Origin of the sequence: Curtobacterium sp. VKM Ac-2861, from assembly GCF_013204965.1 — a bacterium.
GTDB lineage: Bacteria > Actinomycetota > Actinomycetes > Actinomycetales > Microbacteriaceae > Curtobacterium.
This window is the reverse complement of record NZ_JABMLA010000001.1, coordinates 161,454-177,602: the sequence shown is the minus strand read 5'-3', so window position 1 is coordinate 177,602 and position 16,149 is coordinate 161,454. Positions and strand designations below refer to the sequence as shown.

Genomic DNA, 16,149 nt, shown 5'->3' with positions numbered 1-16,149 from the left:
TCGGTCACCTGCCGAGAGTGGCTCGCGCCGCTCGCAGGAGGCGTCGCGCGACTGACGGGGTCGGCGCACGTCGGTCGATGAGGAAACGCCAGCCGTCACTTCGATCAGCCAGGGGCTGGAGCCGCACGTCCTCCGCGACGGGCGGCAACGGCATCCGCGCGGTCACCACTGTGAACTCGAGGCGTTGGTCGCGGAACGCGATCCGGAACGCCGTGTGGTGCCGACCCGCGTGCACGTCGTCGTCCTCGACGCGGAGCCACCACCGAGCGTCGTCGTGGTCGAGTCCGAGCAGGATTTCGTCTCCGTCAGGGCCGGTGAGCGCCAACTCGAGGGAGGCTCCGTCGGGCACCGTCGCCCCCAACGGCCCAGCCAACGTCAGCAGTCCGACTCCGGGATCTGCTCGGTCCACGACGAGGGGCGCCAGGTGGCGTGCTCCCGACACGAGTTTCACGCCCACCGGGTCAAGCGCACGCACGGCTCCGGACACCGCCCGGAGGACCTCCGAACGGCCCTCGACGCCGGCAACCAGACCGACGAGGTCCGTCACGGCGGAGTCGAGGACCATCACGTCAGTGTGTTCGGCACGGTTGGCCAGGAGGACCAGCGGCCCGTCGTTCACGAGCTTCTCGCGATCGAGCGCGAACTCGGCCTCCTGACCGAGTTCGACGACTGTGCGGATCACCTCCGACCAGGCACGAACGATCGGCAGTGGAACGGCGTGGTCGTTCCGGCCCTCGTGCATCGCCGAAGCGAACCGCACGGCGAGGTCCGCCGCTCCGTTCGCCAACAGGAACCAGAGTGCTCGACGTTCCGCGCGGACCGCCTCGCGATCGTCCCCTGGGATGACCCGCAACAAGCGACGCACCACGTCGATGACCGCGTCCAGCTCGTGCGCGGTCGGCTGCCCGCGGAGGAACCGATCGAGGTGGACGTACCCGTCGGCGCCGAGGACGACTTCGGCATGGGCACGGCGGACGTTCGGAGCGGCGTCCGCGAGCAGCGACGCCACCTCCATCTCCTGTCCGAAGTAGCTGATCACGCCGTCGACGCGCGACGCTCGTGCGGTCATGGAGGACGTCCCCGGCCGTTCCCGGTAGAGGTAGACGACCTCAGACACGACAGCGATCCGGTCCGCCGCGACGTAGGCGCGGACCATCGGGACGATGTCGTTCGAGCGTGCCACGTCGGGAAACCGGATCCCCTCCGCACGCAGGAAGTCGGTCCGGAACACACGGTTCCAGCACGCCCGGTTGGCCACGAGTCTCGGCGTGGACTCGAGATCCGTGACGCCGCCGTCGTGAACGTCGTACCACGACGCCATCGGTTCCCACGTCGCCCCCGAGCTGAACTTGAGGTGCCGCCCCAGTGCGATCGCCGCCCCGGTCGACTCGGCGGCTTCGACCATGCGCCGGTACGCGCCGTCGGGCACGAGGTCGTCGCCGTCTGCGAACACGAGGTAATCGCCGCGCGCGAGCTCGAGCCCCTGGTTGCGAGCGGCCCCGCCACCCGCCGACGTGGCCCGGTGGAGACGCACCCTCGTGTCACCGGACGCAACCCGTTCAACGATCGCGACCGTGTCATCGCTCGATCGATCGTCGATGATGATGACCTCGAGATCGACGTCCTGACGCAGGACGCAGTCGAGCTGCTCCTGGATCCACGGAGCGACGTCGTGCAACGGCATGATGACAGAGAGCTGGACGTTCATCGGCGCCGCCCACTCCGCGCTCGGATGGCGTTCCTGACCCGGGTGATCCCCGATGGGGCCGCTGCGACCTCGACACGGTGCCGTCGACCACCGCTCAACTCGAACTCGACGGACCACAGGTCACCGGGGCGGGCGGACGACGCGACGACCGTGTCGGAGGACAGCACTCCCTGGTGGACGACCGTGGTCACCCCGTCGCGATCGCGGAGGATGCGCCCCGGTGCGGAGCCCTCGAGGCCCTCGAAGCTGATCCTGAGTGCGCCGAGGCGGCGATCGGCGACTGGGTGGACACGCCGGTTCCGACGCAGGAACGCGACATCCTCCACTGCTCCGTCGCGCAGAGCCGAGAGGACCCGCTGTTCGTTGTCGTCCAACCTGCCACCCACAAACGCCTCCCAGAACTCCACGACGCTCTCAGGGCGGATCGGGAGCACCTCATTCCGCTGCGCCGCGTCCACGACCGGCCGGAACATTCGCTCACGCCAGAGGTCGGCAGCCAAGTCGCCACAGGATGCGATCGCGCGGCCGACTTCGGGGGCAAGGCGGCGCCATCGCTCGACGGCGTCGTCTGCGGGTTGGTCGAACGCCCTGACGAAAGGAGCGACGAGGTGGGTCTCGCGCTGCCGGAGCAGCGCGTACGCGGTCCCGGGGAAGGCGCTGAGCTGCTCGAACTCGTTCGGCTCTGCCCACGATCCGATCCAGGCCACGAAGTCAGCGAGCACCTGTGCATCCGATGGGCTGAGCGCATCGATCGCCCGGACCCGTGTCCAGGCTTCTCGGCGGATCAACCGCCTGCCCAGTGCAGCGCAGGCTTCGCGTGCACCGTGCGCTTCGTACGTCTCGACGGCTGCTCTGGTCTGCACGACCCAGTCGCTCAGGTCGTCACCACGACCGATGCCCGCCGTCACCGAAGCGTCGTGTCGACGATGGCGGTAGACGACCTCCGGAAAGACGTCGACCGTCGCGCGCACCACGAGCTGCGCCCACCACGAGACGTCTTCGCACGTGGTGCGTGTGGCGAACTCGACGCCGGTGTCGAGCAACCACGTCCGCTTGAAGACCTTGTTCCACGGCGTGTGGTCGAACGCGAGGACTGGAGTGTCCGACAGGCGGAGACCGTGTCCACCCGTGGCCCAGAGTGCGTCGTCGACCGTCCAGTAGGTCGTCTCCCGGCCGTCCGGGGTGAACTGCTCTGCCCGTCCACTCACCACGTCGGGGGCGGCCTGAGCGAAGGCGGTGAGCAGTCGCCGGTACGCGTCCGTCGGCACGACATCATCGGCGTCCGCGAACGCGACGTACTCGCCGGTCGCCGCGCGCAGCCCGACGTTGCGCGCGTTGCCCGCGCCGAGCCGTTCGTCGATCTCGACAACGACCACCCGAGGGTCACGGGCCGCGACGCCGTGAACGGTGGTCCGCGCCGCGAGGTCGAGCCCGTCGAGCACCAGGATGATCTCGAGCTGCGTGTGGGTCTGCGACCGCAGCGCCTCGAGCGCGAGGTCGAACCGGTTGTCGACTGTTCCCACAGGCACGACGACCGACAGCACTGGGAGGGGTCCGGTCACAGGTCTGTTCTCCAGGAGTTCAACACGTTCGAGTTGCAGAGTCCGCGACGAGCAGCCCTCGACTTCCGCCCTAAACTATCGCAGCACGTGCCTCACGAAGACAGGAAGCTGATCCACCCCATGGCCCCAGGGACCCGGACAACACCACTCATCTCCGTCGTCGTCGCTGCGTACGACGTCGAACGGTACCTGCCCACACTCCTCCGGTCGTTCGAACGACAGACAGTGGACCGGGACCTGCTGCAGTTCGTGTTCGTGGACGACGGTTCGACTGACTCGACGAGCGCGCTCCTGGACGAGTGGAGTCGGTCCTCCGGCTCCGACGTGACCGTGATCCACCAGAGCAACGCCTGGATCGCCGGCGCGAGGAACGTGGGACTGGCGCAGTCCACCGGACAGTGGGTCACCTTCGTCGACGCGGACGACGAGCTGGACGAGCGCTACTTCGAAGAGGTCGCCAAGTTCATCGACCTGCACGCCTCCGACGAGGTGGCCCTCCTCGCCGCCCACCTGCTCCTCCTGGACGACGATGGCAACGTGACCGACGGCCACCCGTCGCGCAAGCGTTTCGAGAAGGGCTCGCGCATCGTCGACATGCGCTTGGACCCGATCGTGCAGACCGGGGTGAACGCGGCGTTCATGCGTCGCGATCTCATCGAGGCATCTGGGCTCGAGTTCGACGAGCGGGTCCGCCCGACGTTCGAGGACGCGCACTTCGTGGCCCGTTACCTGCTGCGGAACCACCTGCACAAGATCGGCCTGATGGCCTCTGCGAAGTACCGGTACCGGCAGCGCGGTGACGGCAGCTCCACCATGCAGACGAGCCACGACGACCGCCGGAAGTACACCGACGTACTCCGACACGGTCACCTCGGGCTCCTCGAGGAGGCTTCGGCGATGGGGGCGGTCGATCGTTGGGTCGCCAACACGGTCCTCTACGACCTCGTCGGGTACTTCCGGCGCGAACGTGCGATCCGCTCCCCTTCTGCGCTTGCTCCGGTCGACGCCTTCGACGAGTTCCACGAACTGGCGGCAGCAGTCCTCGACCGAGTCGGATCCGAGGCGGTGCGCTCCTTCGACCTCCTCCCGGTCGAGTTCGCCGTCCGCCGCGCGATGCTCGTGGGGTACCGGACCGACGCCGATCGTCCGAGCACCGTCAACCTTGCCCAGGTCGACGAATCCCATCAGCTCGTCCAGCTGCAGTACTGGTTCACCCGGGACATCCCAGTCGAACGGATCATGGTCGACGGTCACGAGGTCACCCCCGAGTTCGAGACCGTCCAGGACTTCGTCTTCTACGGGCGCCCCTTGGTCCGCCGACGTGTCCTGTGGATCCCTCGCGGCTTCGTCACCGAGATGCACGTCGACGATCAGCAGGTCGTCTTCGCGCGGGGTGAGGTGCCGAACCACTACGCAACGCTGACCAGACGTCAGCTCGAACCCCAGATCCTCGCGCAGCGTCGAAGGGTGGTCGATCCGAACGAGGTGGAGCTGACGAACAAACAACACGTCTGGCGGGCCGTGCGCGAGCGCGCGATCAGCACCAGGAACTCCCTTCGGAAGACCGCCATCCGGAACGCCGTCGCGCCGGCACTCGCCCGCTCGCGGCGAGCCCGCGACAAGTTCGAAGGCGCGTGGGTGTTCATCGACCGGGACACGGATGCGAACGACAACGCGGAGCACGCGTACCGGTACGTGCGACGGCACCGTCCGGACATCAACGCCTTCTTCGTGCTGAACCGCGACTCCAGGGACTGGGACCGCCTGCAGCGCGAGGGGTTCCGGATGGTCGCGTTCCGCTCGCTCGAGTGGGTGCAGCTCATGCTCCACGCTGAACACGTCGCCTCGTCGCACATCGCGGACTTCGTCACGAAGCCCCTGCCGGTGTCGAAGTTCGGCCATCCTCGCTTCCACTTCACGTTCCTCCAGCACGGCGTGATCAACTACGACCTGTCGCGGTGGCTCAACTCGAAGCGACCGGACCTCTTCGTGGTCTCGACGCCGCAGGAGCGGGACGCGATCGCGGGCCACGGCCAGTGGATCTTCTCCGAGCACGAGGTCGTCCTCACCGGCTTGCCGCGCTTCGATGCCCTGCTCGAGAAGAGCCGGTCGAAGCACGAAGCCGAGCGCGATCTCATCCTCGTGATGCCGACGTGGCGCCACTACCTCGTCGGCGCGCAGGTCGCGGGTTCCGGCGCCTGGGAGCGTGACGACCGGTTCATGGAGAGCCGTTTCGCGAAGGAGTACACGGCGCTGATGTCGTCGCCAGAGCTCCGCGCGTTGGCGAAGCGGACCGGCAAGCGCCTCGCACTCATGCCGCACCCACTCCTCCGCCCGTACCTGACGGACTTCAACCTGCCCGACGACGTGGAGATCCTCGATTTCGCCGTGGACGGTGTCCAGGACGTCCTCGCGCGGAGCGCTGCCTTCGTGACCGACTTCTCGTCGCTGGCGTTCGACGCCGCCTTCATCGACGTCCCCGTCGTGTACTTCCACTTCGACCTCCGCGAGTTCTTCGGCGGCTCGCACAGCGGTCGTCGCGGCTACTTCGACTACGACGACGCCGGGTTCGGCGAGGTCACCGGCTCCGTGCAGGAGGTCGAACGTGCGATCGAGCGGATCGCCGAGGCAGACTTCCGTCCGTCGGCGACGTTCCGGGAGCGGGCACGGCGGACGTTCGTCACACGCGACGGCCGCAACTCCGAGCGCGTGATCCAGATGATGGAGTGGCTGACGGGGGGACCGCGGGCGGACGAGCCTCAGGCGGAGCCGATGGCCGACGCTCAGTCGTCGGGGTCCGTCAGGTCCCAGAACGGCGAACGCTCAACGGTCGACGCGTCCGGCTTGTAGAAGGGTTCCTTCAGCGACAGGTGCGGTCGCTCCCAGGCGACGTCCCGTCGGACGACCTTGGCCGGGGTTCCGACGGCGATGCAGTTGTTCGGGACCCGGCTGGTGACGATCGATCCGGTGCCGATGACCGATCCTCGTCCGATCGTGCTCCCGCCGAGGACCGTCACCCCGAGGGCGAGCCACACGTGGTCACCGATCTCGATCGACTTCGAGACGTTGACCCGCTTGCCCGTGCGCACGTCGAAGATCGGGTGCGCATCGTCCGCCCGGATCTGCACGTGCGAGGCGATCATGACGTCGTCGCCGATCCGCACGGTCGTCCCCTCGGTTGCCGAGATGACGCAGTTCGCGGTCGTCGAGGAGTTCGCCCCGACGAGCACGGACGAGTCCTGGCCGATCCGGATGTTCGCGACGAACGCCGGAGCGCCGTGGTTCTCAGCGATCTCGAACACGCCGTTGTCGCAGTCCATGCTCAGCACGATCCGCCCGAGGCGAGCACGTTCGTGGACCCTGATGACGTTGTTCGAGCCGCGGAACGTGATCTTCACGTTGCCCCGCTTCGGGCCGGTGTACTCGATCCGGTTGCCCCGCTCGTCCGAGTACGCCGACAGCTCCTCAACATCCGTTTGCACGGATCAACCTTAGGGGCAGCGCGGGGTCAGACTGTGGCTTCGTAGGCCGACACGACCTTCTTCGTCGGACCGATCATCTTGAGCTCGCCTTCGTTGAGCCAGGCGACTTGATCGCACATGTCTTTGACGGTTCCCATCGAGTGGGAGACGAGGATGACGGTGCGGCCCTCGTCCTTCATCTCCTTGAACTTCGTCTGGCACCGCTTGCGGAACGTCGCGTCGCCCACGGCCAGCACCTCGTCCACGACGAGGATGTCCGGGGTGACGGCGACGGCGACCGAGAACCCGAGGCGGACGTACATGCCCGACGAGTAGTTCTTCACCGGCTGGTCGATGAAGTTGCCGACACCGGAGAAGGACACGATGTCGTCGAACTTCCGCGCCACCTCCTTGCGGCTCATCCCGAGGATGGAGCCGTTCAGGAAGACGTTCTCGCGACCGGAGAGCTCGGGGTGGAACCCGGAACCGACCTCGAGCAGCGACGCCTGCTTGCCGCGGGCGGTGATCGAGCCCTCTTCGGGCCAGAGGATCTTGGCCAGGCACTTCAGCAGCGTGGACTTGCCGGACCCGTTCTTGCCGATGAGTCCGAACGTCGACCCGTGCGGGACCTCGAACGACACGTCCTTGAGCGCCCAGAAGTCCTCGTGCACGGACTTCTTGCCACGCATGACCATGCTCTTCAGCGAGTCGTTCCGCTCGTGGTACATGCGGAACCGCTTGGAGATGTGTTCGACAGAGACGGCAGCATCGGTCACAGCAGTTCAGCCAGTTTCTTCTCGTTGCGGGAGAACACGAAGTAGCCGAGTGCGAGCGACACGCATCCTGCGAGGGCGCACGCGACCAGGTCTGTCCAGTTCGGGAGACGGTTGTCGTACATGAGGTTCCGGAAGACCTCGGAGAACCGCTCGATCGGGTTGAGCTTGTAGACGTGGATGATCCACGGGTGTCCGGCCTTGTTCGCGGCGTCCTCGACGAGCGACAGCGGGTAGATGATCGGCGACAGGTACATCCACATCTGCAGGCCGATGCCGACGAGGTGCTGCATGTCGCGGAAGTGCACGTTGATGATCGACAGGATCAGCCCGAGGCCGGCGGCGAACATGGCGAGGAACACCATCGTCAGCGCGATCAGCGGCAGGTAGATCCAGAAGTTCGACCCCGCGATCGCGAGGGCGATCAACAGCACACCCATCTCGACGAGCCACGTGAAGCCGAACGACCCGACGGCCGCGAGCGGCAGCGTCATCCGCGGGAAGTAAACCTTCTTGATCAGCGAGCCGTTGGCCACGATCGAGGTCATCCCCGAGTTGATGACGTTGCGCGCGAAGATCCACGGCAGCAGGCCGCACATGAGCCACAGCGGGTAGATGTTCAGTCCGCTGGGGTCACCGACCTCGAGACGCGCCCGGAAGATGAACGAGTACACGATCGTGTAGATCAGCATCGTCGCGAGTGGGTTGATCAGGGACCACAGCTGCCCGAAGACCGTGCGGCGGTACTTGCCCTTGACCTCGCGCGCAGTGAGGTTCATCAGCAACTCGCGCGACGACATGAGCTCGTTCAGGTACGTCATGCTTCGGGTGCAGGCTCCTCCGGGGCGCAACGGAGCGCTCCTCACAGGGATTCAGGGACGAGGCATTCTCGCACACTGGTTGCACAACGCACGTTCGACGCGGTGACACGGGCGCGCGGCGAGTGGCCAGAGAGCAAACGCTTGGAAAATCATTAGTAGAGTTGATGGGTGATCGTCAGCTTCGCCAACCACTCGACGGCGCCCGTCAACCTCGGCGGCGCGGAGCGGTCCCTCCTCCGGTTCGTCGAGGACTGGCTGGCGATCGACCCGACGATGACCCCGACCTTCGTCACGAAGGCTCCGAAGGGCAAGTTCATCGAGGCGCTCGACGACCGCGGCTGGTCCTACGACGCCCTGCGGTTCCGCGGGTGGGCGCTGCCGAGCCCGCAGCCGGCTCCGGCCGCGGAACGTGCCGCGTTCGCCACCGTCGACTACGCCGCGGTGAACGCGATCATCCGTCTGTACGAGCGGCAGCGCCCGGACCTGGTGGTCACGAACACCCTCGTCGCACCGTGGGCGTCGTTCGCCGCCGCGGTCCTCGGGATCCCGCAGGCGTGGTTCGTCCGTGAGTACGGCGACCTCGACCACGGGCTGCAGTTCCAGACCGGGCGCGCGGGTGCCCTCGGCGACATCGGCCTGCTGTCCGGCGCCGTCGTCACCAACTCCGAGGCGATGCGCGAGCACCTGGCGCAGTACATCCCCGCCGACAAGCTCTCCGTCGCGTACCCGACGGTCGACACCGAGCGGCTCCTGGCGACGAAGGACGAGAAGCCGGCGGTCGCACCGTTCCCGCAGGCCGAGCCCGGACTCCGGATCACGGTCCTCGGTCGTGTCGAGGAGTCGAAGGGGCAGCACCGGGTCGTGGACGCCCTCGGCGCGCTGCACGAACGTGGCGTCGCCGCGAGCGTGTGCTTCGTCGGCAGCTGGAAGCACCCCGGCGAGGACCAGCGCCTGACCGAGCGCGCCCGCGCGCTCGGCGTCGCCGACCGTGTCGTGTTCGCGGGCGAGCAGCACACGCCCGCTCCGTACATCCAGGCGGCGGACGTCTGCATCACGCCGTCGACGATCGAGGCCTTCGGCCGCACGACAGCCGAGTACATGACCCTGGGCAAGGCGGTCGTCGCGACCCGCCAGGGCGGGAGCGCGGAGCTGGTCGACGACGGTGTCACCGGCGTGCTCGTGGACGCCGACGACGTCTCGGCCCTCGCGGACGCGCTCGCGTCGTACGCGACCGACCCGGACACGGCCAGGAGGCACGGTGCGGCCGCTCCGGATCGGCTCGCCTCGGTCACGGGCACAGGCCACGACAACGCGGCGGCGATCGCACGCCTCGTCGCGCTGGTCGGCACCGAGGGCTACCGACTCCCCCAGGCCGCGCGGTACTGGTTCGAGCTCCCGGGTGCGTACGCGTCGCTCGGTGCCACGAGTGCGCGCGCCGCGCTCGGCCTGCTCGCGAACCGGGTGCGCGCCCGCTCCGGAACGGTCGGCCGACTGCTCGCCCGACCGGGTGTGGTCGCACGGAAGCTGGTGCGACGATGAGCCGCGACCGACGTCCGGTGACGATCGTCGTCCCGATCTACGACGACCTCCCCGGCCTCGAGCGCTGCATCCAGGCGCTGCTGGAGACCGTCGACTTCTCGGTCGACCGGGTCCTGCTGGCCAACGACGTCGGGCCCCACGTCGACACGATCGAGGCCCGCGTCCTCGAACTCGTCGGCGAGCACCCCGGTTTCGAGTACACCCGCAACCCGCGCAACCTCGGGTTCGTCGGCAACTGCAACCGCGCCGTCCTCGAGCTCGACCGGACCGGCAACGACGTCCTGCTGCTCAACAGCGACACGGTGCCGATGCCCGGGTTCCTCGACGAGATGACCGCGGTGCTGGCGTCCGACGACGCGATCGGCGTCGTGTGTGCGCGGAGCGACAACGCGACCATCGCGTCGTTCCCGTACGCCCGGCGCAACCCGCGTGCGACGCTGCCGCCGCGCCGGACGCGCGAGCTGCACGGCCGCACGAAGTACCTGCTCCCCCGCTCGACCGTGTCGCCGGTGGCGATGGGGTTCTGCTTCCTGATCCGGCGCGAGATGGTCGACCGCTTCGGCCTGTTCGACGAGGTGTTCTCCCCCGGATACGGCGAGGAGAACGACTTCTGCCTGCGCATCAACGAGCACGGATACACGTCGGTCCTGGCGAACCGTGCGCTCGTCCTGCACACGGGTTCGACGAGCTTCAGCGGTGACCGCGGTCCGTCGCTCCGGCTGGAGCACGAGCGCGTCCTGCTCGAGCGGTACCCGTTCTACGCCGGCGCCGTCGCCCTGTTCCTCGCCCGCTACCGCGACGCCGTCGACGTGTTCGCCGACGCGTTCCTGCCCGACGACGACGTGGTCCGCGTCGCACTGCACGTGCCGGCAGACCTGACGAACGAAGTCGTCGCTCGAGTCCTCAACACCCTCGAAGCCGCTCCGGACGACGTGGTCGTGACGGTCATCGTCGCGAAGTCGCAGATCCGGACCGCGCGGCAGGCGTTCCCCGGGGCAGCCATCGCCGTGGGCGGTCGCCCGCGGCAGATCTTCGACGTCGCGATCGCCCTCGGCACCCTGACGACGTTCGCGCAGCTCTCGGCGCTCAACGCGAACGCCCCCCGCTGGATCCTCGTCGACCCGGTGTCGCAGGACGTGCGCTGGTCGCACGCCGTCGCGAACCACCGTGCCTCGGCGATCGACCGCATCCTGCGCCGCTTCGAGAACCAGAGCACGTCCTGGCGTGGCGGCGAGGGGCTCGTCGAGCTGATCCGGATGGCGGCCGCCACCGAGATCGACCCGGCGTCACTCCGTGCCCGGTGGCACGCCGTCTCCGACATCGCCGAGGCGACGGGTCTGCTCGTCCACCGGGCGACCGTGTCGCTCCGCCGGCTCACCGCGCTGAGCTTCGGGGCGCGCAACCCCCGCGTCGTCGCGCGGATCCGCGCGATCACCGGGCGCGGCGCCTGACACGACGCACCTGCTGACGGGAGGCCCGTGGCGGCCCCGCCACGGGCCTCCCGTCAGACGGCGACCACGTCGACCACCGGACGGTGGCGTGCGACGCACGTCGCGTCCCACGCACCCAGCTGGTGGAGCGTCGCGATGCGGAACACGAGCGCCCGGACCAGCAGCTGACGCCACTCCGGCTCGTCGGCGCCGAGCGCGTCGAGCCGACCGACCGGGACCCCGTGCCAGCACACCGCGTCGACGGCCCCGATCGCGGTGCCGAACCCCGCCGGGCGCCAGTACGGCGGCCAGTCGATGATCGTCGGTGGCTGCCCGTCGGCGAACAGCACGTTGCCGAGCAGGTCCCCGTGGACCAGCTGCGACGGTGCTCGGACCGGGCGGAACGCCGCGGCGAGCCGGTCGAGGGTCGGGTCCGACGGCAGCGGTTCCTCGCCCCACGCCATCCGGTCGGCACGTGCCCACGGGTCGGTGCCGGCGCTGGATGCGGTGCCGGGATCGGTGCCGACGAACGCGGGCCGTTCCAGACCGGCGATCGCGCGGTGGAAGGCACGACCCGCCCGGATCACGTCCTCGACGCGGGACTCGTCGGCCGCGCCAGGCACGAACTCCCACGCCTCCCAGTCCCCCGACCGCCAGCTGCCGTCGCGGGTGGCCACGGGTCGGGGTGTGCGGAACTCGGCCGGGTGCTCGGACTCCGCTGCGCGCTCGAGTTCCGACAGGACGCCGGCACGCCAGTCGGTCACCGCAACGCCGTCGTGGGGCCGGAGGACGATGCCCCCGGCACGCCAGGTCAGCCCGCGGCCACCCGCGAGCGGCACGGGCGTGGACCCGGCCACCCCGAATGCACGCAGCACCTCGGCGCCGGGAACGCTCCCGCCGGCTCCGGTCACGCGGTCCGCAACACCTTCGCCATCGGACGGCCCTTCGCGACCTCGTCGACGAGCTTGTCGAGGTACCGGATCTGCCGCATGAGCGGGTCGTCGATCTCCTCGATCCGGACGCCGCAGATCACGCCCGTGATCAGCGGCGCGTTCGGGTGCAGCTGCGCGGCGGCGAACAAGTCCTCGAACGTGGTCTCGTCCGCCAGGTGCCGTGCAAGCGCTGCATCGTCGAACCCGGTCAGCCACGTGATGACGGCGTCGAGCTCGCCCTTCGTGTGGCCCTTCCGCTCCACCTTCGCCAGGTAGTGCGGGTAGACCGCCGCGAAGGGCGTCCCGAAGATCCGGTGTCCGGCCACGGTCACATCCCCGCTACACCAGGCAGCGTGGCCCGAGCAGGCTTTTCAGCTCGCCGAACAGGTCGGGTGTCAGGTTCACCGGGAACGGCAACTCGAACGTGCGCGCGACGTCGTCCTTCAGCAGCTTCAGCCGGACCTCGGTCTCACCCTGGTGCCGTCCGAGCACGGCCGCGAGCTCCGTCACCGTGGACGTGGTGGCCTGCCGCTCCGGCAGCGACAACGTGAGCGGGCCGGAGCCCATCGCGTCGCCGATCGCCGGCTGGAACATGCTCACCGCGTGCAGGGCCTTGCCGTCGTCGCGGACGTTCACGCGACCGCGCAGGACCACGATCGAGTCGGCCACGAGCGACGGACCGAACTCCTGGTAGGTCTTGCCGAGGAACATCACGCCGATCTGGCCGCCGAAGTCCTCGATGTCGACGATGCCGTACGGGTTGCCGCTCGTCTTCGCCACCCGGTGTTGCACGCTCGTCAGCAGACCCGCGACCGTGACGGTCTCGCCCTCGACCGAGTCGTCGGCCGCGATGAGGTCGGCGATGGTGATCGACTGGTGCTTCGCGAGCTCGATCTCGAGCCCGGCGAGCGGGTGGTCGGAGACGTAGAGGCCGAGCATGTCGCGCTCGAACGCGAGCTTGTCGCGCTTGGACCACTCCGGACGGTCAGGCACCTGTGACACCGGACCGGTGGCCGGCGATTCCTCGGCGACCTCGGCGAACAGCGAGTCGAAGTCGAAGCCGACGTTGCCGTGGGCCTCGTCACGCTTGACCTTGACGGCGCCTTCGACCGCGCCCTCGTGGATCTCGACCAGGGCGCGGCGGGAGTCGCCGAACTCGTCGAAGGCACCCGCCTTGATGAGCGACTCGACGGTCCGCTTGTTCGCCGACGAGATCGGGATCTTGCGCAGGAAGTCGTGGAACGACTCGAACGCGCCCTTGTCGGTGCGGGCCTTCACGATGTCGTCGACGACGTTGAACCCGACGTTGCGGATCGCGCCCATGCCGAACCGGATGTCCTCACCGACAGCGGCGAAGAAGCCGATCGACTCGTTGACGTCCGGCGGCATGACCTTGATGCCCATGCGGCGGCACTCGTTCAGGTACAGCGCGAGCTTGTCGCGGGCGTCACCCACCGAGGTGAGCAGCGCCGCCATGTACTCGGCCGGGTAGTGCGCCTTCAGGTAGGCGGTCCAGAACGAGACCACGCCGTACGCGGCGGAGTGCGCCTTGTTGAACGCGTAGTCGGAGAACGGCAGCAGGATGTCCCACAGCATCTTGATCGCGGCGGCCGAGTAGCCGTTGTCCAGCATGCCCTTCTCGAAGCCCGCGTACTGCTTGTCGAGCTCGGACTTCTTCTTCTTGCCCATCGCGCGGCGGAGGATGTCCGCTTGGCCGAGGGAGAACCCCGCGACCTTCTGCGCGATGGCCATGACCTGCTCCTGGTAGATGATCAGGCCGTAGGTCCCGCCGAGGATCTCCGCAAGGGGCTCTTCGAGCTCCGGGTGGATCGGCGTGATCGCCTGCTCGCCGTTCTTGCGGAGCGCGTAGTTCGTGTGCGAGTTCGCACCCATGGGGCCCGGACGGTACAGGGCGATGAGCGCGGAGATGTCCTCGAAGTTGTCGGGCTTCATCAGGCGCAGCAGCCCACGCATCGGCCCGCCGTCGAGCTGGAAGACGCCGAGTGTGTCACCGCGCTGCAGGAGTGCGTACGCCTCGGGGTCCTCGAGTCCCATGGTCTCGAGGTCGAGCTCGATGCCACGGTTGTTCTTGATGTTGTCGAGGGCGTCACTGATGATCGTGAGGTTGCGGAGCCCCAGGAAGTCCATCTTGATCAGCCCGAGCGACTCCGCAGCCGGGTAGTCGAACTGCGTGACGACCTGGCCGTCCTGCTCCCGCTTCATGATCGGGATGATGTCGATGAGCGGGTCGCTCGACATGATGACGCCGGCCGCGTGCACGCCCCACTGGCGCTTCAGCCCCTCGAGCCCGAGCGCGGTGTCGAAGACGGTCTTCGCCTCGGGGTCGTTCTCGACCACGGTGCGGACGTCGACGGCTTCCTTGTAGCGCGGGTGGTCCTTGTCGAAGATCCCGGTGAGCGGGATGTCCTTGCCCATCACGGGCGGCGGCATCGCCTTGGTGAGCTTCTCGCCCATGCCGAACGGGAACCCGAGGACACGCGAGGAGTCCTTCAGTGCCTGCTTCGCCTTGATCGTGCCGTACGTGACGATCTGCGCGACGCGCTCCGACCCGTACTTCTCGGTGACGTACTTGATCGCCTCACCGCGGCGCCGGTCGTCGAAGTCGACGTCGAAGTCGGGCATCGAGACGCGGTCCGGGTTCAGGAACCGCTCGAAGATCAGGCCGTGCCGGATCGGGTCGAGGTCGGTGATCCGCATCGCGTACGCCACCATCGAGCCGGCACCGGAACCACGGCCGGGGCCGACGCGGATGCCGTTGTTCTTCGACCACAGGATGAAGTCGGAGACCACCAGGAAGTACCCCGGGAACCCCATCTGGTTGATGATGCCGACCTCGTAGTCGGCACGCTCCTGCACCTCGGCCGGGATGCCGTCCGGGTACCGGTAGTCCAGCCCCTTCGCGACCTCTTTCTCGAACCAGGAGTGCTCGGTCTCGCCCGCCGGCACCGGGAACTTCGGCATGTAGTTCGCCGAGGTGTCGAACTCGACGTTGCACCGCTCGGCGATGAGCAGCGTGTTGTCGCACGCCTCGGGGTTGTCGCGGAAGACGTGCCGCATCTGCTGCGGGGACTTCAGGTAGAACTCGTCGGCGTCGAACTTGAACCGGTTCGGGTCGTTCAGCGTCGAACCCGACTGCACGCACAGCAGGGCGGCGTGCGACTTGGCGTCGTGCGAGTGCGTGTAGTGCAGGTCGTTCGTGCCGACCAGCGGGATGTCGAGGTCCTTCGCCAGCCGGATCAGGTCGCTCATGATCCGACGCTCGATCTCGAGCCCGTGGTCCATGACCTCGGCGAAGTAGTTCTCCTTGCCGAAGATGTCGCGGTAGTCGGCGGCGGCCTTGACGGCTTCGTCGTACTGGCCGAGGCGCAGGCGCGTCTGGACCTCGCCCGACGGGCACCCCGTCGTGGCGATGATGCCCTCGTGGTACTCCTCGAGCAGTTCGATGTCCATGCGCGGCTTGAAGTAGTAGCCCTCGAGCGACGCCTTCGACGACAGCCGGAACAGGTTGTGCATGCCCGTCGTGTTCTCGGCGAACATCGTCATGTGCGTGTACGAACCGGCACCGGAGACGTCGTCCCCACCGCCGTCGCCCCACCGCACACGGGTCTTGTCCGTGCGGTGCGTCCGGGGCGTGATGTACGCCTCGGTCCCGATGATCGGCTTGACGCCGCCGGCCTTGGCGGCCTTCCAGAACTCGAAGGCGCCGAACATGTTGCCGTGGTCGGTCACCGCCACGGCCGGCATGCCCTGCGCAGCGGTCTCCTGCACGAGGTCGCCGAGCCTGGCCGCGCCGTCGAGCATCGAGTACTCGCTGTGCACGTGCAGGTGGACGAAGGAGTCGGAATCCGCCACGGAACCTCCGGTCGAACGAGCTGCTTGCGGGACGCGAACAGCCTAACCGC

Annotated in this window: 11 protein-coding genes; 3 read left to right on the top strand and 8 right to left on the bottom strand. The window is 68.0% G+C overall.

Annotation, left to right across the window (positions count from 1 at the left end; genetic code table 11):
- Window positions 1-4: 4 nt before the first annotated feature.
- Window positions 5-1,708 carry a glycosyltransferase family 2 protein gene (locus tag HQQ88_RS00755; RefSeq protein ID WP_173168372.1) on the bottom strand — a complete coding sequence of 568 codons (1,704 nt, stop codon included), beginning with the start codon at window positions 1,706-1,708 and terminating at the stop codon, window positions 5-7.
- The gene (locus tag HQQ88_RS00750) at window positions 1,705-3,237 is read right to left on the bottom strand and encodes a glycosyltransferase (protein ID WP_173168371.1); all 1,533 of its coding nucleotides are present in this window, start codon (window positions 3,235-3,237) and stop codon (window positions 1,705-1,707) included. The genes HQQ88_RS00755 and HQQ88_RS00750 overlap by 4 nt, the downstream gene beginning before the upstream one ends.
- 153 nt (window positions 3,238-3,390) lie before the next feature.
- Here HQQ88_RS00750 and HQQ88_RS00745 point away from each other — a divergent pair, with 153 nt between their 5' ends.
- A complete protein-coding gene (locus HQQ88_RS00745; RefSeq protein ID WP_173168370.1) occupies window positions 3,391-6,120 on the top strand; it encodes a CDP-glycerol glycerophosphotransferase family protein in 2,730 nt (909 codons plus the stop codon).
- Here the strand turns inward: HQQ88_RS00745 and HQQ88_RS20010 are convergent.
- From HQQ88_RS20010 to HQQ88_RS00730, 3 genes are read right to left on the bottom strand one after another with little or no spacing between them, the layout of a single operon-like run.
- Window positions 6,054-6,752: an acyltransferase gene (locus HQQ88_RS20010; protein ID WP_173168369.1), complete on the bottom strand. Its 699-nt coding sequence runs from the start codon at window positions 6,750-6,752 to the stop codon at window positions 6,054-6,056. The genes HQQ88_RS00745 and HQQ88_RS20010 overlap by 67 nt on opposite strands.
- A 26-nt stretch (window positions 6,753-6,778) precedes the next feature.
- Window positions 6,779-7,459, bottom strand: coding sequence for an ABC transporter ATP-binding protein (locus HQQ88_RS00735; protein WP_110892815.1), 681 nt, complete (start codon window positions 7,457-7,459; stop codon window positions 6,779-6,781).
- Between the two features lie 44 nt (window positions 7,460-7,503).
- Window positions 7,504-8,325 carry an ABC transporter permease gene (locus HQQ88_RS00730; RefSeq protein ID WP_123292474.1) on the bottom strand — a complete coding sequence of 274 codons (822 nt, stop codon included), beginning with the start codon at window positions 8,323-8,325 and terminating at the stop codon, window positions 7,504-7,506.
- Between the two features lie 168 nt (window positions 8,326-8,493).
- On the opposite strand from HQQ88_RS00730, the gene HQQ88_RS20005 reads away from it, so the two are divergent.
- Together HQQ88_RS20005 and HQQ88_RS00720 are read left to right on the top strand one after the other, a co-directional pair.
- Window positions 8,494-9,864 carry a glycosyltransferase family 4 protein gene (locus HQQ88_RS20005; protein ID WP_173168368.1) on the top strand — a complete coding sequence of 457 codons (1,371 nt, stop codon included), beginning with the start codon at window positions 8,494-8,496 and terminating at the stop codon, window positions 9,862-9,864.
- Window positions 9,861-11,315 (top strand): glycosyltransferase family 2 protein, encoded by a 1,455-nt coding sequence (locus HQQ88_RS00720; protein ID WP_173168367.1) that lies wholly within the window; start codon window positions 9,861-9,863, stop codon window positions 11,313-11,315. The genes HQQ88_RS20005 and HQQ88_RS00720 overlap by 4 nt, the downstream gene beginning before the upstream one ends.
- Before the next feature lie 53 nt (window positions 11,316-11,368).
- On the opposite strand, the gene HQQ88_RS00715 is transcribed toward HQQ88_RS00720, so the two are convergent.
- Genes HQQ88_RS00715 through dnaE form a run of 3 tightly spaced genes read right to left on the bottom strand, consistent with a single transcriptional unit; the run spans window position 11,369 to window position 16,099 of the window.
- Window positions 11,369-12,205: a phosphotransferase gene (locus tag HQQ88_RS00715; RefSeq protein ID WP_173168366.1), complete on the bottom strand. Its 837-nt coding sequence runs from the start codon at window positions 12,203-12,205 to the stop codon at window positions 11,369-11,371.
- On the bottom strand, window positions 12,202-12,552 hold the full coding sequence (locus tag HQQ88_RS00710) for a DUF2200 domain-containing protein (RefSeq protein WP_173168365.1): 351 nt from the start codon (window positions 12,550-12,552) through the stop codon (window positions 12,202-12,204). Before HQQ88_RS00710 ends, HQQ88_RS00715 begins: the two co-directional genes overlap by 4 nt.
- Before the next feature lie 13 nt (window positions 12,553-12,565).
- Window positions 12,566-16,099, bottom strand: a complete 3,534-nt coding sequence (gene dnaE, locus HQQ88_RS00705) for a DNA polymerase III subunit alpha (RefSeq protein ID WP_159573274.1) — start codon at window positions 16,097-16,099, stop codon at window positions 12,566-12,568.
- Window positions 16,100-16,149: the final 50 nt, after the last annotated feature.